Origin of the sequence: Burkholderia sp. lig30 (assembly GCF_000687455.2) — a bacterium.
In the GTDB taxonomy this organism is placed as follows: Bacteria; Pseudomonadota; Gammaproteobacteria; order Burkholderiales; family Burkholderiaceae; genus Burkholderia.
Map to the genome: position 1 here is coordinate 63,585 of NZ_JGVW01000067.1, position 19,292 is coordinate 82,876.

Annotated in this window: 15 protein-coding genes and 1 pseudogene; 6 read left to right on the forward strand and 10 right to left on the reverse strand. The window is 65.2% G+C overall.

The features are described 5' to 3' along the window. Nucleotides 1-5 precede the first annotated feature (5 nt). The 4 genes from cpaB to LIG30_RS09545 form a co-directional block, all read right to left on the reverse strand. Nucleotides 6-905 (reverse strand): Flp pilus assembly protein CpaB, encoded by a 900-nt coding sequence (cpaB, locus tag LIG30_RS09530; protein WP_038711586.1) that lies wholly within the window; start codon nucleotides 903-905, stop codon nucleotides 6-8. Nucleotides 906-1,009: 104 nt separating this feature from the next. After that, nucleotides 1,010-1,480, reverse strand: a complete 471-nt coding sequence (locus LIG30_RS09535; protein ID WP_038711588.1) for a TadE/TadG family type IV pilus assembly protein — start codon at nucleotides 1,478-1,480, stop codon at nucleotides 1,010-1,012. Continuing rightward, complete coding sequence (locus LIG30_RS09540; RefSeq protein ID WP_038711590.1) at nucleotides 1,477-1,977, reverse strand: A24 family peptidase; 501 nt, start codon at nucleotides 1,975-1,977, stop codon at nucleotides 1,477-1,479. Before LIG30_RS09540 ends, LIG30_RS09535 begins: the two co-directional genes overlap by 4 nt. A 76-nt stretch (nucleotides 1,978-2,053) precedes the next feature. After that, complete coding sequence (locus LIG30_RS09545) at nucleotides 2,054-2,230, reverse strand: Flp family type IVb pilin (protein ID WP_038711592.1); 177 nt, start codon at nucleotides 2,228-2,230, stop codon at nucleotides 2,054-2,056. Between the two features lie 651 nt (nucleotides 2,231-2,881). Here LIG30_RS09545 and LIG30_RS09550 point away from each other — a divergent pair. From LIG30_RS09550 to LIG30_RS09565, 4 genes are all read left to right on the forward strand, one after another. Next, nucleotides 2,882-4,417, forward strand: a complete 1,536-nt coding sequence (locus LIG30_RS09550) for a collagen-like triple helix repeat-containing protein (RefSeq protein ID WP_038711593.1) — start codon at nucleotides 2,882-2,884, stop codon at nucleotides 4,415-4,417. Nucleotides 4,418-4,459: 42 nt separating this feature from the next. Next, nucleotides 4,460-5,932: a collagen-like triple helix repeat-containing protein gene (locus LIG30_RS09555; RefSeq protein WP_038711595.1), complete on the forward strand. Its 1,473-nt coding sequence runs from the start codon at nucleotides 4,460-4,462 to the stop codon at nucleotides 5,930-5,932. A 143-nt stretch (nucleotides 5,933-6,075) separates the two neighbouring features. Next, nucleotides 6,076-7,758: a ShlB/FhaC/HecB family hemolysin secretion/activation protein gene (locus LIG30_RS09560; RefSeq protein ID WP_038711596.1), complete on the forward strand. Its 1,683-nt coding sequence runs from the start codon at nucleotides 6,076-6,078 to the stop codon at nucleotides 7,756-7,758. Nucleotides 7,759-7,927: 169 nt separating this feature from the next. Next, the gene (locus tag LIG30_RS09565; protein ID WP_038711598.1) at nucleotides 7,928-8,389 is read left to right on the forward strand and encodes a DUF2147 domain-containing protein; all 462 of its coding nucleotides are present in this window, start codon (nucleotides 7,928-7,930) and stop codon (nucleotides 8,387-8,389) included. A 92-nt stretch (nucleotides 8,390-8,481) separates the two neighbouring features. Here LIG30_RS09565 and LIG30_RS09570 read toward each other — a convergent pair whose 3' ends face one another. From LIG30_RS09570 to typA, 6 genes are all read right to left on the reverse strand, one after another. After that, nucleotides 8,482-8,892 carry a transposase gene (locus tag LIG30_RS09570; RefSeq protein ID WP_038711600.1) on the reverse strand — a complete coding sequence of 137 codons (411 nt, stop codon included), beginning with the start codon at nucleotides 8,890-8,892 and terminating at the stop codon, nucleotides 8,482-8,484. 142 nt (nucleotides 8,893-9,034) lie between these two features. After that, entirely contained in the window at nucleotides 9,035-10,132 is a 1,098-nt protein-coding gene (gene zapE, locus LIG30_RS09575) for a cell division protein ZapE (RefSeq protein ID WP_038711603.1), read from the reverse strand. Between the two features lie 96 nt (nucleotides 10,133-10,228). Then, nucleotides 10,229-11,659: a dihydrolipoyl dehydrogenase gene (gene lpdA / locus LIG30_RS09580; RefSeq protein WP_038711604.1), complete on the reverse strand. Its 1,431-nt coding sequence runs from the start codon at nucleotides 11,657-11,659 to the stop codon at nucleotides 10,229-10,231. A gap of 82 nt (nucleotides 11,660-11,741) precedes the next feature. Then, the gene (gene odhB / locus LIG30_RS09585) at nucleotides 11,742-12,989 is read right to left on the reverse strand and encodes a 2-oxoglutarate dehydrogenase complex dihydrolipoyllysine-residue succinyltransferase (RefSeq protein WP_038711606.1); all 1,248 of its coding nucleotides are present in this window, start codon (nucleotides 12,987-12,989) and stop codon (nucleotides 11,742-11,744) included. A gap of 135 nt (nucleotides 12,990-13,124) precedes the next feature. Further along, nucleotides 13,125-15,989 (reverse strand): 2-oxoglutarate dehydrogenase E1 component, encoded by a 2,865-nt coding sequence (locus LIG30_RS09590; RefSeq protein WP_038711607.1) that lies wholly within the window; start codon nucleotides 15,987-15,989, stop codon nucleotides 13,125-13,127. A 315-nt stretch (nucleotides 15,990-16,304) separates the two neighbouring features. After that, nucleotides 16,305-18,131, reverse strand: a complete 1,827-nt coding sequence (gene typA, locus LIG30_RS09595; protein ID WP_038711608.1) for a translational GTPase TypA — start codon at nucleotides 18,129-18,131, stop codon at nucleotides 16,305-16,307. A 315-nt stretch (nucleotides 18,132-18,446) separates the two neighbouring features. Between typA and LIG30_RS09600 the strand changes: the two genes are divergently transcribed. Then, entirely contained in the window at nucleotides 18,447-18,947 is a 501-nt protein-coding gene (locus LIG30_RS09600) for a MarR family winged helix-turn-helix transcriptional regulator (RefSeq protein WP_038711610.1), read from the forward strand. An 87-nt stretch (nucleotides 18,948-19,034) separates the two neighbouring features. Beyond that, a pseudogene (locus LIG30_RS09605) lies at nucleotides 19,035-19,292 on the forward strand (efflux transporter outer membrane subunit); the annotation flags it as partial.

The following is a 19,292-nucleotide window of genomic DNA, read 5'->3' on the forward strand; positions in this document are numbered from 1 at the left end:
TTCGTTCAATAGGCGACCGTTTCGACTCGCCCGCCGCGAATCACTTCGATGCCGCCGCCCGGCCGGGCCGGCGCCACCGGGCGCGGCGCGCGGACGTCACGGGGAGGGCCCGCGCGCGACGCGGCCAGCTCGTCGAGCATCATTCCGGCGGCGGCGACCGCCGACGGCGCGAGGCCGTTCGCCGCGCGCATCGCGACCGTCTGCGCCGCCGTCTCGTCGTCGCGCGGATTGCGCAGCGCGAGCGTAAGGCGGCCACTCGCCTCGGCGAGCGTCAGCGCATCGATCTGCGCGGTCGGCACCGACAGCACGACGGTGCGCGCGCTGCCCGTCGGGCCCGATACGCCATCGCGATCGGGCGTCGCATCGCCGAACGCCAGCACGCGCACTTTCGACAGCAGCAGACGCGCCTGCGAGCGCGGGATTTCCGCGCTCGACTGGCCGAACCCGCCGCCCTCGCGCTTCAGGTTCATGAACACGTCGACGAAGTTGCCGGGCCGCAGGCGATTGCCGACCGCATTGGTCTCGTCGACCTTGACGGCCACCGCCCGCTCGCCGGGCGCGACCAGATCCGCAAGCCCGGACGTCAGTGCAGCGGCCAGCACTGGCGATGCGGCCATGATGTCGCTCGCGGGCAAGCGCCCGACGAGCGAGGCCGGATCGCTGAATGCGCCCGTCGGCAGCACCGGCGTCTGCTCGACTTTCAGCGCATCGGCCGTAATCGGCTGACCGGCCGGCAAGAGGCGGGCCGCGACCACCATCGGCACCGCCTTGGCGGCGGCGGCCTGGGGCGCGGCCGCGATGGCCGGCTGGGCCTGGCCGCGCCCGAGCATCCACGCATAGATGCCCAGAAGCACGGCGATTGCGATCAACAGCCCGGCGATGATCTTGGTCATGTTGTTGGCCATGGTGAATATTCTGTGCCGCCCAAAAATGCTGACTCGGTCTTCGTTGGTATCGGTGTCACGTCGCTTTCATGGCCTGGCGCAGGTTCCGCGCCGCGTGCCGTGCGTCATATGATGTTGGCCGGATTGAGCTGCACGGTCGCCGAACTGGCCAATGTGTTCGGCAACACGAAACCGAGCAGCGGCAACGCCGGAATCAACGGGGACTGCGAATACGGGTAAGTCACCGTGACGGTCACGCAATACATCGACGGGTCATAGCTGCACGCCGACGACGCGGGCGGAGGCACGCTCACGTTCGGCAGCCACTTCGTGAAATTCTGCGCGACGGTGCGTGCCGCGTTTGCCCGGTCCGTCAGCGCCTGTGCCTGCGACCCGCTCGGCTCATGGATGTAATTCAACGCCGCCCGCGCGCCTTCGGTCGCCGCAAGCGTCAGGTTCTGCTGAACGGCGAAGATCAGCCCGAACGTGACGATCGCGTAGAAAATCAGGAAAAACAGCGGGAACACCATCGCGAACTCGACTGCCGTCGCCCCCCGTTGACGCTGCCGCGACCGCCTCTGCACCGGCCTGCTCATCGCACGCTCCCCGACACCACCAGATGCATGAGCCAGACGGCTGCCGGCACCGCCAGACACGCGGCATACGGTGTCGAACGATGTCCGCCGAGCGCGAACGCCGGCGCGCCGCGCCGCCATAGCGCACCGGGCGACGTACGCGACAGCGCGATCAGCCCGAGCGCATGCGCGCCGGCCGCGAGGCTCGCGACGACCCAAAGCCAAAGCAACGCATGGACGCCGCACCACGCACCAAGCACGGCAAATACCTTTACGTCGGCCGCTCCCATTACGCGAAAGGCGAAAAACGGGAAAAGGCCGGCGAAACCGACGAGCATGCCGATCAACGCCTGATTCGGGAAAACACCAAATGGATTTGCATTGGCAAATGTGCTTGAAAATGCCGCAATCAAACCCGCGACGACAAGCGAATTCGCGACGCGTCGAAAGCGAATATCGCCGGCGGCAACGAGCGTCACCCAGGCCAGAAAGAAACCGATGCTGAAAAGACGTGCCATGTCATGCCCCAACGCGAACGCAGACGCGAGCGAGTCGCCGAAACGACTCGCTCACTGCGACAACGGAACACAACAATCAGCTGGCGGCTTGCTGCAACTGGTTGGCTATCTTCGTAAACAGCGAGGTGACACTGGTGCCGATACTCGAGACGCTGGTGATGATGACAACAGAGATCAGACCCGCGATCAGACCGTATTCGATCGCGGTTACCCCGGTTTCTTCCTTCAGGAAGCGATGCAACAGTGCTTTCATTTTTTTCCTCGTGCCTGTGTATGACTATTGTCTCAGGCCGCCCGTGTGCGCCCGGCACCTCCGGCCCGCGCCGCGCAACGCCACGTATGGGAACGTGCGGCGGCAGCTTCTTTATAGCCCGCCCCTGGCGGGACATATCATGAACTGATGCAAGTTGACATTCGCGCCAATAACCCTCCTCTAACGTCGGGTACTTATCATACGGAACTCGCATTGCTGCCGATCTTATCTCCAACTCCGTAACAGCTCAAACCTCTTTTAACAATTTTCATCAGATGTTTTGTTTTCGACGATGCAACTTTGTACGGCGTTACGTCCCCGGCAACACATAGGATTTACGATAGGTTAGATTCGAACATCTAATCCACCTATAAAACAGACGAATCGAGCGGCGCGCCCTTCGCTGGAACGGCACGTTACGTCGCTCGCGTAACGCTTCACGTATGACGTTACGTTACAAGCGGGCGAAATTCACGCTTGCTTCCGTCCATCTGGCGATTTTCAACATTCTTTCAATTCCCCTGACGCCTTTTCCAATAAGGAATCATCTGGTATCAGGTGAATTTACCGGCACCCAATCATTGAAATGGCACGACAGTTGCAGAGTAGTCCGCGCAGCACTCAACACAACACAGCTAATGCGAGGACGAAATGGACATTCAGGCAATCACCCATGGCACGCTCCGGACGACTCTGATCTCGGCCACCGTGGCAGCCATGCTCTCCCTCTCCGCATGCGGCGGTTCCGGCACCATCAGCAAGGGTCTCGACAGCACGAGCACCGACAGCAGCGGCGGCGCCATTTCCAGTTCCGGCGGCTCGTCGGGCACGAGCGGCACGTCTGGCGGCGGCACTGGCGGCGGCACCAGTGGCAGTACCAGCGGAACCACGAGCGGCAACACCAGTGGAAGCACCAGCGGCACGTCGGGTGTGTCGTCCAACGCACTGGGCAACGTCCTGGCCGGCAGCAGCAACGTCGTGACGGGTGCGGGCTCGACCGTTTCGGGCCTCGGCAGCGTCATCGGCAGCCAGACGCTGCCGGGCGTCAACCCGCAGACGACGCAGGCACTGGGCGGCGTCGTGCAAAGCGTCGGCGGCGCCGTATCCGCGCTCGGCAATGGCCTGGGCAACGGTCTCGGCCAGCTCGGCGCGACGAACAACCCGCTCGGCACCACGCTCGCCAGCACGGGCAGCGCAGTCAGCCAGCTCGGCGGCGCCGTGACCCAGACCGGCAACCTCGTCACGAGCCTCGGCAGCGGTCCGCTTTCTCCGCTCGCCCCCGTGACGTCGACGGTCGGCGGCCTCGTCGCGACGGTCGGCAATGCTGTCACCGGCGGCGGCACGACGCTTGCCAATGCGCTGTCGACCGGCCCGGTCCAGCAAGTCACGCAAGCGCTCAGCTCGGCGATCACGCCGATCACGACGATGGTCGGCACGACCACCCAGACGGTCGGCACCACGACCGGCCTCGGCACGCCGGTCAATACACTGCTCGGCACGCTCGGCAACGGCCTGAACCAGGCCGGCGCGCTGATCGCATCGAAGGGCGGCAACCCGGTTACGACCGGTCTCGGCAACACCGTGTCCGCAGTGGGCGGCACCGTCGGCTCGGTCGGCGGATTGCTGACGGGGGGCACCACCAATCCGCTCGCACCGCTCACCGGTCTTCTCTCCGGCGCGACCGGCGCGCTCGGCGGCGCAACGGGCGGTAGCGGCACCAATCCGCTCGCCCCCGTCACCGGCCTCCTTTCCGGCGTGACCGGCGCGCTCACCGGCGCAACCGGCAGCAGCAGCTCCAACCCGCTCGCCCCCGTCACCGGCCTCCTCTCCGGCTTGACCGGCGCGCTCACCGGCGCAACCGGCAGCAGCGGCTCCAGCCCGCTCGCCCCCGTCACCGGCCTCCTCTCCGGCGTGACCGGCACGCTCACGGGCGCAACGGGCAGCAGCGGCTCCAGCCTGCTCGCCCCCGTCACCGGCCTCCTCTCCGGCGCGACCGGCGCGATCACGGGCGCAACGGGCGGCAGCGCACTCGCACCGGTGACCACCGTGGCCTCCAACGTGACCGGCACGGTCAGTGGCGCGACGTCGAGCGGCTCGGCGCTCAGCGGTTCCACGGGTGCGTCGTCGAATCCGCTCGGAGCCGTCACATCGTTGGTCGGCGGCCTGCTCGGTGGCCGGACCAAGTAAATTCCGCGCCCCATCCATCGACAGGACAGCGAGGAGGCAATCATGTCCCAGCAGCGTAATCTTTCGTCGGCGGCGCGCCGTCAGTGGCGCGCGCCTCTCACGGCAATGGCTGTTGCCTGCATGCTGGCCGCATGCGGCAGCGGCGGCGTCACGGCTCCGTCCGCCAGCACCACCGGGAGCAACAACACCAGCGGCACGAACGACGGCAGCTCGAGCGGCTCGTCGTCAGGCACCATCGGCGCCGTCACGACGGTCGGCCAGGCGGCCTCGACCCTCGGCAGCACGATCGGCAGCACGAACGTGCCCGGGCTGGGCAACGGCGTGACGCAAGGCGTCGGCAGCACCGTCTCCGGCACCGGCACCGTTCTCAATGCGGCAGCCGACGCGATCAGCAACGGGCTCGGACAGATCGGCTCGACCGCCAATCCGGTCGGCACGACAGTCGCCGGTCTCGGCAACGTCGTCGGTGCGACCAGCAACACCGCCGCAGGCCTGAGCGCGACCGTGAAGGCGCTCGGCGGCGGTCCGCTGTCGCCGCTCGCGCCGGTCACGACACCAGTCGGCACGGTGCTCGACACCGTCGCCAACGGCCTCGGCGCGGCCGGCACGACCCTCGGCTCGGCGCTGTCGTCCAGACCGGTGCAACAGGTCACGCAACCGGTCAGCTCACTGGTCACGCCGCTCGTGATCACCGCCGGCCAGATCACCCAGACCGTCGGCACGACCACCGGCCTCGGCCAACCCGTGTCCGGCCTGCTCGGCCAGATCGGCGGTGCGATCAGCTCGGCAGGCACCAAGGTCAGCGGCAGCGCGTCGCAACCGCTCGTCGGCGATGTCGGCCAGCTCGTGACGGCGGTCGGCAATACGGTGACCAACGCGGGCGGCCTCGTCAACCCGAACGGCCCCAACGGCGTAGCGCCGATCCCAGGCCTGATCACGAGCCTCGTCGGCGGCTCGACGGCCACCGTGCAGAGTGGCTCGCCGTCCGGCTCCGGCGCCGGCTCGGGCACGATCAATCCGCTCGGCGGCCTGCTGTCGGGCCTCGGCTCGACCCCGCTCGGCATCACACCGAACGCGCCGGGCGGCAGCGCCGTCTCGGGCGGCGCGAGCACCGCGTTCTCGCCGGTCACGGGCCTGGTCGGCACCACGAGCGGCAGCAATCCGCTCGCGCCCATCACGGGGCTGGTATCAACCGTCACCGGCACGCTCGGCGGCGCGGCGGGCAGCAGCAACCTGCTCGCTCCCGTCACCGGGCTGGAATCGACCGTCACCGGCACACTCGGCGGCGCAGCGGGCAGCACCGGTAGTGCAAACCCGCTCACGCCCGTCACCGGTTTGCTGAATACTGTCACCGGCGCGTTGGGCGGCGCGACGGGCAGCGGTGGGACGTCGAGCGTGCTCGCGCCGGTCACGGCGCTCGCCGGCGGCACGAGCACGGCGTCGACGGGCAACGCTGCCGGCCTGCTCGCACCGGTGACCGGGCTGCTCGGCGCACTCGGCGGGGTGGGCAAGTAAGCACGAACGACGCGCGCTCGCAGCGGGAGCGAACGCACGTCATGTGTCATGACGAGCAGTATCGCGGCACGCGACGCGCGGCACCCGGAGTGCCGCGCGCAAAAACCAGAAGACAAGAACAATAAGGCCAACGAGGAATAACAATGACATCCAGACTCGATGCATGGACGATGCTGCTCGCTCTCACGGCAGCCGCAGGCGTCGCGCATGCGCAGACACGCGCAGCCGGCAACCCGCTCGAATCCCTCCCCCAGATCAATGCGCCGCAAAAAGAGCCGAACGTGACCGTGCAGGTCGTGCCGCAAGTCCCGCCGTTGCAGGCCCTGCTCGCCCGCCACCTGACGCCGGCCACGTTCCAGGTCGAAGGTGTCAAGTCGGTGCCGTTCGAGGAGATCTCGCGCCGTTTCACGCCGCTGGCAGGCAGGGACATCACGATCGCCGACCTGATCGAGACCGCCAACGGCGTGACGAAGCTCTACCAGGAGCGCGGCTACGCGCTGTCGTTCGCCTTCATTCCCGCGCAGACATTCGAAGGCGGCGTCGTGCGCGTGACGGTCGTGGAAGGCTATGTCGCGGACGTGAAGGTCACCGGCAAGCCCGGCGCAATGGAATCGAAGATACGCGCGATCGCCGAGCACATCACGGCAGACCGCCCGCTGCGTCGCGCGACGTTCGAACGCTACGTCAACACGTTCGGCCTGCTGCCCGGCGTCGCGGTCAAGGCGAACGTGCCGCCGCCGCAGACGACCGACGGCGCGACGACGCTCGAACTGAACGTCGACCGCAAGCCGTTCAACATCGGCACCGGGATCGACTTCAATCATCCGGGCGTACAGGGCCTCGTCACCGCGACCGAAAGCGGGCTGACCTCGCTCGGCGAGCAAATGAGCATTTCCGCACTGCTGCCGAAGGGACGCGACAACCAGACCTATGTCGCGCTGAGCGGCGCCGTGCCGATCGGCAGCAATGGCCTCGTCGCCCGCGTCGACGCCTCTCACTATCGCGGCAACCCGGTCGACAACCCCGGCCTGCCGTCGTACGTCAAGCGCACCGTCGTCAACGAGAAACTCGGTCTTTCGGCATCCTATCCACTGCTGCTGAGCAACCAGCGAAGCCTGCTCGGCACCATGTCCGGCTATGCGGCGCACAACGAAGACAGGTACCACAACGACATCACCGATGCGAGCCTCGGCATGCGTTCGCAGGTGCGCGTGCTGCAGATGCAGCTCGACTACACGAATGTCGAACCCGGGCAGGTGCGGAAGCTGAGCCTCAACGTCGCGAAGGCATTCGATATCCTCGGCGCGTCGAAGTCCGCGGATATCAGCACACCGGGCGCGACCGCGACCAACCCTGTCTCGCTGACGTTCGTGCGCACCAGTGCGACGGTCACGCAGACCAACGAATGGCCGTTCAAGATCGGCACCTCGCTGTCACTGACGGGCCAGTACAGCCCGGACTCGCTGCCGACGTCCGAGCAGATCTCGTTCGGCGCGCAACGTTACGCGCTCGGCTATCAGCCGGGCGAAACGTCCGGCGATTCCGGATGGGCGATGTCGGTCGAGATCAATCGCGCATTCGCGCCCGGATTCACGTACCTGAAGACGATCACGCCCTACATCGCCTATGACATGGCGCGGGTCTATCTGCACAGCGGCACGCCGGCGCCGAACCGGCTGGCGTCGGTCGGCGTGGGCGTGCGCCTGTCGGACGGCCGTTTCTACAACCTCGACCTGTCCATCGCGAAACCGGTGGGCGACGCGCCGATCGAAAGCGCGTCGCGCAGCCCGCGCGTCAACGCCGCGTTCTCGTACCAGCTGAACTGATCGTGCCCTCGGCAGCCCGCCGCCGCGGGCTGATTCGATTAGAGTCTTCTCTATCAGACGCACCGCCCGGTTTCACGTATTCTGCAGGCAGCTCGCGAGATGACGCCGTCCGATGCAGACGGCCGCGCGAGCGGCTCGAATACGACAATGCGATACAAGGAGGAAGACGATGGTTCAACTCACTCGCCCGCTGCGCTCGATCGCCGTCGCCGGCGCGCTGCTCGCGTGCGCCGCTCACGCGTTCGCGCAAACGGACAGCCCGCTCGGCACCTGGCAAACGATCGACGACAGCACCGGCAAGCCGAAGGCGCTCGTGCAGATCACCGCTGACGCGAATGGCGCGTTGTCCGGCAAGGTCGTCAAGGGTCTCGGCGAAAACGACACGCCCGACCGCCGCTGCTCCGCCTGCACCGACGAGCGCAAGGACCAGCTGATCAAGGGCATGACGATCATCAAGGCGATGAAGAAGGACGGCGACAAGTGGGACGGCGGCAACATCCTCGACCCGGAGAACGGCAAGGTCTACAAGTGCAAGATGACACTCGAGGAGGCCGGCCAGAAGCTCGTCGTGCGCGGCTACATCGGCGTGTCGCTGCTCGGCCGCTCGCAAACCTGGGTCCGCCAGCAATAACCGCCTGCGCCTGTGCCCGCGCCAGAACGAATCGGCCTGCGACATCGTCGTCAGGCCGATTTTCATTTTGCGGCGGGAACGGAGGCAGGCCGTCACGCCGCCGGACTCAGCGCCTCCGACGCATAACCCGGCACCGCCGCGTGCACCGGCATCGTCAGGCTGCGTACTTCAGCGGCCTTCGAATTCACGTGGTTGCGCATCCGCGCGGCAAGCGTGTCGCACAGATTCTCGCCTGCTTCGCCATATAACGTACGAAGCACCTGTTTCAGCGTGCCCGTTTCATGCCACAACTTGAAACGGCGATGGCAGGTCTGATACGACGGGTAACGGCGCGGCATCGCCGACCAGGTCGCACTGCTATAGATGACCCAGAGCACGCCGTTCAGCACCGCTCGCGTGTTGGCGAGCGGCCGCCCGCGCAGCTCGGCGCGCGGGCGCAATTCCGGCAGCAGCGGCACGATGCACTGCCACTCGTCGTCGGTAAGATCGCGATACGGTGTCATGAATTTCTCCAACCTGAGGAACCATGACACAACGATATCGACTCGCATTCGCATTGAATATAAGACCAATCCGAAACTGAAACGAGATGCGACTGACTTGACCGAATTTAACGGGATTCAACAATTGAACGGCGCCGCCCGCTCAGGTCAACGAAGTATCAACCACGCGGCGCGGCGTCTCGAGATACTCCTTCGACTGCATCTCGACGATCCGCGACACGGTGCGGGTAAATTCGTTGGCCATCGGGCCCTCGACGTACAGATCCGCGGCGGGTACTGCCGCCGACATCAGCAGCTTGACCTTGTGGTCGTACAGCACGTCGATGAGCCAGGTAAAGCGGCGCGCCTCCGACGCCATCCGCGGCGACATCTGCGGCACGTCCGACAGCACGATCGCATGAAAACGGCTCGCGAGTTCCAGGTAATCGTTCTGCGAACGCGGACCACCGCACAGCGTCGCGAAATCGAACCACACGACGCCGTCGGCGCGGCGCAGCGCCTTCAGCTCGCGCTTTTCGATATGGAGGATCGGGCTTTCGTCCGGCACCGCCGCGAGCTGCGCGAACGCATGCCGCAGCGCGCGGTCCGCTGCCGCCCCGAGCGGCGTGTGATACATCTGCACCTGCGCGAGCGTCCGCTGGCGATAATCGACGCCCGCGTCGACGTTGAGCACGTCGAGACGCGCCTTCAGGAGCGCGATCGCCGGCAGCATGCGGTCGCGATGCAGGCCGTCCGGATACAGGTCGTCCGGATCGTAATTGGACGTCATGACGAACTGCACGCCGTTCGCGAACAGACGGTCGAGCAGACGATAGAGGATCATCGCGTCGGCGATGTCCGACACGTGGAATTCGTCGAAACAGATGAGCCGGTAGCGCTTCGCGATGCGCAGCGCCAGCTCGTCGAGCGGGTCGGCCTGCCCTTTCAGCTCCTCCAGTTCGCGGTGAACCTCGCGCATGAATTCGTGGAAGTGCAGGCGCGTCTTGCGCTGCACCGGCACGACCGCATAGAAGCTGTCCATCAGGAAGCTCTTGCCGCGCCCCACGCCGCCCCACATGTAGACGCCGCGCGGCAGGTCCGGACGAATGATGAGCTTCTTGAACGCGTTCGAACGGCGCGCCTTGTACGCGACCCATTCGTCGTAGCAGCGCTGCAGGCGCTCGATGGCCGCGCGCTGCGCGGGGTCGGTACGGTAGCCGCGCGTAACCAGCTCGCGGTCGTAGTATTCGGTGACGTTCATCAGGCAAACCGGAAAGCACGAAGGCGAGCGGGAAACCCCGCCCGCCTTCGTCGTGTTACGGCAGCGCCGGCCGGCAGGCCGGCGCTTCGTGCGCGCTTAGCTGTTCAGCGAGCGCTTGTCGACGGCGAGCGCCGCCTCGCGCATCACTTCCGACAGCGACGGGTGCGGATGACAGATGCGGGCGATGTCTTCCGACGCCGCCTTGAACTCCATCGCGACCACGGCTTCCGCGATCAGGTCCGACGCGTTCGCCCCGATCACGTGCACGCCGAGCAGCTCGTCGGTCTTTGCGTCCGCGATCATCTTCACGAAGCCCTCCGGCGCGTCCATGCCGAGCGCGCGACCGTTGATCGAGAACGGGAACTTGCCGCTCTTGATTTCGCGGCCTTCCGCCTTGAGTTGCTGTTCCGTCTTGCCGACCCATGCGATTTCCGGCGAGGTGTAGATCACCCACGGAACGCAGTTGTAGTCGATGTGCGGCTTCTGGCCGTCGATGACTTCAGCGACCAGCACGCCTTCGTCCTCGGCCTTGTGCGCGAGCATCGGTCCGCGCACCACGTCGCCGATCGCGTAGACGTTCGGCACCGCCGTGCGGCAGTGGTCGTCTACGTCGATGAAGCCGCGCTCGTTGGCCTTCAGGCCGATCGCTTCGAGACCGAGGTTGTCGGTGTTCGGCACGCGGCCGACCGACACGATCAGGCGATCCGCTTCGAGCGTCTTCGCGTTGCCGTCCTTGTCGGTATACGCGATCGACACGCCGTTCGCGCCCGTCTTCACCTCGCCGATCTGCACGCCGAGATGGATATCGAGGCCCTGCTTCTTGAACAGCTTCGCCGCTTCCTTCGCGAGCGCTTCGTCAGCCGCGCCGAGGAATGCCGGCAGCGCTTCGAGCACCGTCACTTCGGCGCCCAGGCGGCGCCACACCGAGCCGAGCTCGAGGCCGATCACGCCCGCGCCGATCACGGCGAGCTTCTTCGGCACCGAGTCGAACGACAGCGCGCCTTCGTTGTCGGCGACGATCTTGTTGTCGACCGGGATGTTCGGCAGGTGACGCGCCTTCGAGCCCGTCGCGATGATCACGTTCTTCGCGGTGACGACTTCGGTTTCACCCTCGCCGCTGACCTCGATCTGCACGCCGGCGTCGGTCTTGCCGGTGAACTTGCCGTGGCCCTTCAGCCAGGTGATCTTGTTCTTCTTGAAGAGGAACTCGATGCCGCCCGTCATCTTCTCGACGATCGCATCCTTGCGGCCGAGCATCTTCGTGACGTCCATCTTCACGTCGCCGACGGTGATGCCGTGGTCGGCGAGATGGTGTTGGGTCTTCTCGAGCTCTTCCGACGATGCGAGCAGCGCCTTCGACGGAATGCAGCCGACGTTCAGGCAGGTGCCGCCGAGCTTCAGCGCGCCGGCCGGGTTCTTCCACTTTTCGATACAGGCAACGGTCTTGCCCAGTTGAGCGGCGCGGATCGCGGCGATGTAGCCGCCGGGGCCTGCGCCGATCACGACGACGTCAAATTCCTTGGACATGGCAATCCTTTTTTCTTGTGGCGCCGCACGGGCGCGCGGTGTCGCGCGCCCGTGCGGAACGGTTCAATGCGGGTGGCTTGGCTTACAGGTCGAGCAGCAGACGTGCCGGATCCTCGAGCGCATCCTTCATCGCGACGAGCGACAGCACCGCTTCGCGGCCGTCGATGATCCGGTGGTCGTACGACATCGCCAGGTAGTTGATCGGACGGATCACGATCTGGCCGTTCTCGACGACCGGACGCTCCTTCGTCGCGTGCACACCCAGGATCGCCGACTGCGGCGGGTTGATGATCGGGGTCGACAGCATCGAGCCGAACACGCCGCCGTTCGAGATCGAGAACGTACCGCCCGTCATTTCCTCGATCGACAGCTTGCCGTCCTTCGCCTTCTGGCCGAACTCGGCGATCTTCTTCTCGATCTCCGCAAGGCTCAGCTGGTCGGCGTTGCGCAGGATCGGCACCACCAGGCCACGCGGGGAGCCAACGGCGATACCGATGTCGAAGTAGCCGTGGTAGACGATGTCGTTACCGTCGATCGACGCGTTCACCAGCGGGAACTTCTTCAGCGCGTGAACGGCCGCCTTCACGAAGAACGACATGAAGCCGAGCTTCACGCCGTGTTCCTTCTCGAACTTGTCCTTGTACTTCGCGCGCAGATCCATGACCGGCTGCATGTTGACTTCGTTGAACGTCGTCAGGATCGCGTTGGTCTGCTGCGACTCGAGCAGACGCTCGGCGATACGCGCACGCAGGCGCGACATCGGCACGCGCTGCTCCGGACGGTCGCCGAGCCACGTCGTCGCCGACGCCGGCACCTTCACTTCCGGCAGCGCCGGCTTGGCGGCTGCGGCCGGAGCGGCCTTCGCCGGCGCCGTGCCGGCGGACAGCACGTCGCCCTTCGTGATGCGGCCGTCGCGGCCCGAGCCTGCGACCTGGCCTGCCGACAGGCCCTTCTCGGCCATCAGCTTGGTGGCGGACGGCGATGCGCTCGCCGAGCTCGACGCGGCGACAGCGGCCGGTTGCGCGGCCGGTGCCGGCGCCGGCGCGGCAGCAGCAGCAGCCGGCTGCGCGTCGGCGGCGCTCGCCTTCGCTTCGGTGTCGATCGTCGCGATCAGCTGATCCGCGACCACGGTGTCACCGTCGTTCTGCAGCACTTGCGCCAGCACGCCGGCAGCCGGTGCCGGCACTTCGAGCACGACCTTGTCGGTTTCGAGTTCGATCAGGATTTCGTCCTGCGCGACGGCTTCGCCGGGCTTCTTCTTCCACTGGAGCATGGTGGCTTCCGAAACCGACTCCGAAAGCTGGGGAACTTTGACTTCTACGATAGCCATGAGAATTTTCCTGGATGCTTAATCTGGGTAATGACGAGATTCGCGCGAGTCTTTCGGCCGTCGCGGCGCGGTGCGCCTGCTGCACGCCAAAAGATTCGGGAAAGCGCATGGCGCTTTCCCGTTTCGCTTCGTCGGTTATTTCGCGATTGCTGCGCTCTTCAGGCGGCCGAATGCACCTTCGATGAGGGCCTTCTGCTGCTCGTAGTGCTTCGCGTAGTAGCCGACTGCCGGCGAAGCCGAAGCCGGACGGCCGCTGTATGCCAGCTTCTGTCCTTCCTTCAGGCCTTCCTTCAGGTGGTGTTCGACGTAGAACCACGGGCCCTGATTCTGCGGCTCGTCCTGCACCCACACCACTTCGGTCGCGTTCTCGTACTTCTTCATTTCAGCTTCGAACTGCTTGTGCGCGAACGGATAGAGCTGCTCGATCCGCACGATCGCGATGTCGTTCGCACCCGTTTCGCGGCGATGCGCGACGAGGTCGTAGTAGACGCGACCCGAGCAGGCCAGCACGCGCTTGACCTTCTTCGCGTCGATGCCGCCGTCGACTTCGCCCAGCACCGGCTGGAACGAACCGTTCGCCAGTTCCGACAGGTCCGACACCGCTTCCTTGTGACGCAGCAGCGACTTCGGCGTCGCGATGATCAGCGGCTTGCGGAACAGACGGATCATCTGACGGCGCAGCACGTGGAAGATCTGCGCCGGCGTCGTCGGCTGAACGACCTGCATGTTGTGATCCGCGCACAGTTGCAGGAAACGCTCGATACGGGTCGACGAGTGTTCCGGACCCTGGCCTTCGTAGCCGTGCGGCAGCAGCATCGTCAGGCCCGACACGCGGCCCCACTTCACTTCGCCCGACGAGATGAACTGGTCGATCACGACCTGCGCGCCGTTGACGAAGTCGCCGAACTGCGCTTCCCACAGCACGAGCGTGTTCGGCTCGGCGGTCGAGTAGCCGTATTCGAAACCCAGCACCGCTTCTTCGGACAGCACCGAGTCGATCACCGTGAACTTCGCCTGGTTCTCGGCGATGTTCTGCAGCGGCACGTACGTGCCGTCGTTCCAGCGCTCGCGGTTCTGGTCGTGCAGCACCGCGTGACGGTGCGTGAACGTGCCGCGGCCCGAGTCCTGGCCGGTCAGGCGCACGGTGTAGCCCGATGCGACGAGCGACGCGAACGCGAGGTGTTCGCCCATGCCCCAGTCGAGCGGCTGGTCGCCACGCGCCATGTTGCGGCGGTCGTTGATCACGCGCTCGACGAGCGGGTGGACCTTGAAGTTTTCCGGAACCGTGGTGATGCGTTCGCCGAGGCGCTTCAGTTCGGCGAGCGGCACGGCCGTGTCGGCCGCGTCGGTCCACTTGCGGTTCAGGAACGGCACCCAGTCGACCGCGTACTTGCTCTTGTAGTTCGACAGCACCGGATCGACGGTGTGGTGGCCGTCGTCCATCGCCTTGCGGTACGCCTTCACGTAGCCGTCGACGTCTTCAGCGGCGATCACGCCCTGCTGCACGAGCTTCTCGGCGTACAGCGCACGGGTGCCCGGGTGCTGCGCGATCTTCTTGTACATCAGCGGCTGCGTGACGGCCGGCGTGTCCTGCTCGTTGTGACCCAGCTTGCGGAAGCAGACGATGTCGATCACGACATCCTTGTGGAACTGCATCCGGTAGTCGATCGCGATCTGCGTCGCCAGCACGACGGCTTCCGGATCGTCGCCGTTCACGTGCAGCACCGGCGCCTCGATCATCTTGACGACGTCGGTACAGTACAGCGTCGAGCGCGCGTCGCGCGGGTCGGACGTCGTGAAGCCGATCTGGTTGTTGATGACGATGTGCAGCGTGCCGTGCGTGCCGTAGCCGCGCGTCTGCGCGAGGTTCAGCGTTTCCATCACGACGCCCTGGCCCGCGAAGGCCGCGTCACCGTGGATCTGCACCGGCAGCACTTGCAGGCCGTCCGCGTCGCCGCGACGGTCCATCCGCGCCTTCGCCGAACCTTCGACCACCGGGTTGACGATTTCGAGGTGCGACGGGTTGAACGCGAGCGACAGGTGAACCGGACCGCCTTCCGTCGATACGTCCGACGAGAAGCCCTTGTGATACTTCACGTCGCCGGCCGGCAGGTCGTCGACATGCTTGCCTTCGAATTCGGCGAACAGGTCTGCCGGCATCTTGCCGAGCGTGTTCACGAGCACGTTCAGACGGCCGCGGTGCGCCATGCCGATGACGATTTCCTGCACGCCCTTCTTGCCCGCGTGCTGGACGACTTCGTCCATCGACGCGATGAAGCTCTCGCCGCCTTCGAGCGAGAAGCGCTTCTGGCCGACGTACTTGGTGTGCAGATAGCGTTCGAGGCCTTCCGCGGCGGTCAGGCGACCGAGGATGTGCTTCTTCTTGTCTGCGGTGAAGCTCGGCGTCGCGCGGATCGACTCCAGGCGCTCCTGCCACCAGCGCTTCTGTTCCGGATCGCTGATGTACATGAATTCGGCGCCGATCGTGCCGCAGTACGTGTCGCGCAGACCCTTGACGATGTCGCGCAGCGATGCCTGGTCGAAACCGAGGTACAGGTTGCTCGCGCTGAACGTCTGGTCGAGGTCGCCCTCGGAGAAGTCGTAGAACGCGGGTTCGAGCTCGGGGATCGCGGGACGCTCGCGGCGCTTCAGCGGATCGAGGTTAGCCCACTGCGAGCCGAGGAAGCGATAGGCGCTGATGAGGGACTGGACGTGAACCTGCTTGCGCGCGGTTGCCAGGTTGCTGGTGCTTTCGCGCGGGACGAAGGCGTTGGCCTTGGCGCGCTGGGCAAAAGATTCGACGATCGGGAAATGCGCCACGTCGTTGGCGTTCGAACCGTCCGTTGCAGGAACGTTCTGCAGCGCGTCGAAATATTCACGCCAGTTCTCGGGCACTGACGCCGGATTATCGAGATATGCATCGTACAGTTCTTCTACGTACGAAGCATTGCCGCCGAACAGATACGAGTTCAGCTGAAACTGCTTCATTACATCTGACATTTTACGCTCACCTTTCTTCGAGCTTCTCGAGAAATAGCGGGTTACTCAACCTTCCGCGACACGGCCTGACCGTTTAGCGGATTGCGCGAATCAAGTCTTGCTTGGAAGGACCTAAACTTTGCGTGCGCGCAGCATATCACAGAACAGATGGCGCGGCTCACGCGGAAAAGTGTGAGGAAGCGTGACAGGACGGGGGTTCGCCGGGATTTCGCCGGATTGCCACCACACCACGAAAGATACCTTTACGCGCAACGCGCGGATATGAAAAAAGCCGCCCGAAGGCGGCTTTCTTTTTTGCGCGAGACCCGGCAAAGGTTAGTCGATCGCGCCTTCGCGGCTTGCGCGACGGCGCTCGTGCTCCTTCAGGTAGCGCTTGCGCAGGCGAATCGACTGCGGCGTCACCTCGACCAGTTCGTCGTCGTCGATGAATTCGACCGCATACTCGAGCGACATCTGGACCGGCGGCACGAGGCGCACGGCCTCATCGGTGCCCGACGCGCGCACGTTGGTCAGCTGCTTGCCCTTGATCGGGTTGACGACCAGGTCGTTGTCGCGGCTGTGGATGCCGATGATCATGCCCTCGTAGAGCGCGTCGCCCGGCTTCACGAACATGCGGCCGCGATCCTGCAGCTTCCACAATGCATAAGCCACCGCCGCGCCGTCGTCCTGCGAGATCAGCACGCCGTTGCGGCGCTCGCCGACCGAACCGTCCTTGACCGGTGCGTACGAATCGAAGATGTGGCTCATCAGGCCCGTGCCGCGCGTGAGCGTCATGAATTCGCTCTGGAAGCCGATCAGGCCCCGCGCCGGAATCTTGTATTCGAGACGCGTACGGCCACGGCCGTCGGAAGCCATGTCGAGCATTTCGCCCTTGCGGCGACCCAGCTCTTCCATCACGCCGCCCTGGTTTGCATCCTCGACGTCGACGGTCAGCAGCTCGTACGGCTCGTGCTTCACGCCGTCGATTTCCTGCATCACGACGCGCGGACGTGACACCGCCAGCTCGTAGCCTTCACGGCGCATGTTTTCGACCAGGATCGTCAGGTGCAGCTCGCCGCGGCCCGACACCTCGAACACCGTCTCGTCGCCGGTGTCCTTCACGCGCAGCGCGACGTTGTGGTTCAGTTCCTTCGTCAGGCGGTCGCGGATCTGACGGCTCGTCACGAACTTGCCTTCCTTGCCCGCGAGCGGCGACGAGTTGACGAGGAAGTTCATCGTCAGCGTCGGCTCGTCGACCGTGATCATCGGCAGTGCCTCCGGCGCCTCGACCGCGCAGATCGTCGCGCCGATGCCCACGTCCTCGATGCCGTTGATCAGCACGATGTCGCCCGCTTCAGCCGACTCGACCTGCACGCGCTCGAGCCCCTTGAACGACAGCACCTGGTTGATCTTGCGGTTCAGGATCTCGCCTTCCGGGCCGAAGCGCATCACGACCGACTGGCCGGGCTTGATGCGGCCGCGCGTGATGCGGCCGACGCCGATCCGGCCGACGTAGGTCGAAAAGTCGAGCGACGTGATCTGCAGCTGCAGCGGCGCTTCCGGATCGGCCGGGCGTACCGGCACGTGCCGCAGGATCGCTTCGAACAGCGGACGCATGTCGCCTTCGCGCGCCATCGGGTCGAGCGACGCATAGCCGTTCAGGCCCGACGCGTAGACGATCGGGAAGTCGAGCTGCTCTTCGGTCGCGCCGAGCTTGTCGAACAGGTCGAAGGTCTGGTTGATGACCCAGTCGATACGCGCGCCCGGACGGTCGATCTTGTTGACGACGACGATCGGCTTCAGGCCGAGCGCGAGCGCCTTCTTCGTCACGAAGCGGGTTTGCGGCATCGGGCCCTCGACCGCGTCGACGAGCAGCAGCACCGAGTCGACCATCGACAGCACCCGCTCCACTTCGCCACCGAAGTCGGCGTGCCCCGGGGTATCGACGATGTTGATGTGCGTGCCTTCGTATTCGACGGCGCAGTTCTTCGCGAGAATCGTGATCCCGCGCTCCTTTTCGATGTCGTTCGAATCCATCACCCGTTCGGCGATCTGCTGGTTCTCGCGGAAGGTGCCGGACTGGCGGAGCAGTTGGTCGACGAGCGTGGTCTTGCCATGGTCGACGTGGGCGATGATGGCGATGTTGCGAAGGGCGCGGGTCATAGAAACCTGAAATCGATTGAACGCGCAACCGCGCACGCACGTGTTGTGTGACGTGGGCGCGCGATGCAGCTTGGAAAGCGTGGAATTATAGCACGCGCGAATGTCGGAAGCCGCTGCGCATTGCAGCGCAGCACACGCCGGCGCCAGACAGACCCGACCCTGATTTGCAGCGCCGGCGGCCGCGCGGCAAAGACCCGCATTCGTCAGGGGTATTACGCGACGGTCAGCGCCGCCCTCCCGCTTCGATTAATATTTGCCGAGGCAACGAACTCTGCCTATACTGCTGCCTAGTCAACTATTGCAGTCACATGATTTATGTCGGACGCCCCCTCCTCCAAACCGCAAAACCTGTCGCTTTCTACGTACCAGGTCAATGACAGCGTCGGCTACCTGATGTCACGCGTGAAGTCGCTGATGACCAACCTGGTCACGCAGCGCACGCAGGACGAGCTCGGCATCACCGGCACGCAGGCGAGCATGCTGTTCATGGTCGCGGTCGGCAAGTGCTCGACGGCCGCCGAGCTCGCCCGCGAGTACGGCATCGACGCGAGCGCGGTGACGCGCCTGCTCGACCGCGTCGAAAAACGCGGCCTGCTGTCGCGCGTGCGCAGCATCGAGGACCGGCGCGTCGTGCACCTCGAACTGACCGACGAGGGCCGCGCGATCGCGGAGCGGCTGCCCGACATTTTCTGCGGCGTGCTGGATCAGTTGCTCGCCGGCTTCACGCCCGAGGAAGTCGGCTTCCTGAAGAGCATGCTGCGCCGGATCCTGGGCAACTCCTGCGACGCAGCCGGCGGCGTCAGCAGCGGCGCATAATTCTTGCCATAACAATCAGTTTTGAGAGATCGATGTAAGGAAATCCTTGCAATGTCCATCATTCATTCCGAGTCAAACAACCCCGCGATGAACACCTCCCCGCTATCCGTGCGAGCCGGGACGCGCCGCACCGCCGCCGCGGTCGCCGTGCTCACGCTCGCCGGCTGCGCGAACTACATTGGCATCAAGAGCGACAAGCAGATCGCCCCGGCATCGCAATTCGCCGCCTCGCAGAGCCTGCCCGCCGAAGGCGGCCCATGGCCGTCGCTCGACTGGGCCGGCCAGTTCGGCGATCCGCAGCTGCCCGCGCTGATCGCCGAGGCGCTCGACGGCAGCCCGACGATC

Bases quoted from the DNA above. Each gene is read 5' to 3' on its own strand.
- cpaB (WP_038711586.1), bottom strand. From the start codon at position 905: ATGGCCAACAACATGACCAAGATCATCGCCGGGCTGTTGATCGCAATC.
- LIG30_RS09535 (WP_038711588.1), bottom strand. From the start codon at position 1,480: ATGAGCAGGCCGGTGCAGAGGCGGTCGCGGCAGCGTCAACGGGGGGCG.
- LIG30_RS09540 (WP_038711590.1), bottom strand. From the start codon at position 1,977: ATGGCACGTCTTTTCAGCATCGGTTTCTTTCTGGCCTGGGTGACGCTC.
- LIG30_RS09545 (WP_038711592.1), bottom strand. From the start codon at position 2,230: ATGAAAGCACTGTTGCATCGCTTCCTGAAGGAAGAAACCGGGGTAACC.
- LIG30_RS09550 (WP_038711593.1), top strand. From the start codon at position 2,882: ATGGACATTCAGGCAATCACCCATGGCACGCTCCGGACGACTCTGATC.
- LIG30_RS09555 (WP_038711595.1), top strand. From the start codon at position 4,460: ATGTCCCAGCAGCGTAATCTTTCGTCGGCGGCGCGCCGTCAGTGGCGC.
- LIG30_RS09560 (WP_038711596.1), top strand. From the start codon at position 6,076: ATGACATCCAGACTCGATGCATGGACGATGCTGCTCGCTCTCACGGCA.
- LIG30_RS09565 (WP_038711598.1), top strand. From the start codon at position 7,928: ATGGTTCAACTCACTCGCCCGCTGCGCTCGATCGCCGTCGCCGGCGCG.
- LIG30_RS09570 (WP_038711600.1), bottom strand. From the start codon at position 8,892: ATGACACCGTATCGCGATCTTACCGACGACGAGTGGCAGTGCATCGTG.
- zapE (WP_038711603.1), bottom strand. From the start codon at position 10,132: ATGAACGTCACCGAATACTACGACCGCGAGCTGGTTACGCGCGGCTAC.
- lpdA (WP_038711604.1), bottom strand. From the start codon at position 11,659: ATGTCCAAGGAATTTGACGTCGTCGTGATCGGCGCAGGCCCCGGCGGC.
- odhB (WP_038711606.1), bottom strand. From the start codon at position 12,989: ATGGCTATCGTAGAAGTCAAAGTTCCCCAGCTTTCGGAGTCGGTTTCG.
- LIG30_RS09590 (WP_038711607.1), bottom strand. From the start codon at position 15,989: ATGTCAGATGTAATGAAGCAGTTTCAGCTGAACTCGTATCTGTTCGGC.
- typA (WP_038711608.1), bottom strand. From the start codon at position 18,131: ATGACCCGCGCCCTTCGCAACATCGCCATCATCGCCCACGTCGACCAT.
- LIG30_RS09600 (WP_038711610.1), top strand. From the start codon at position 18,447: ATGTCGGACGCCCCCTCCTCCAAACCGCAAAACCTGTCGCTTTCTACG.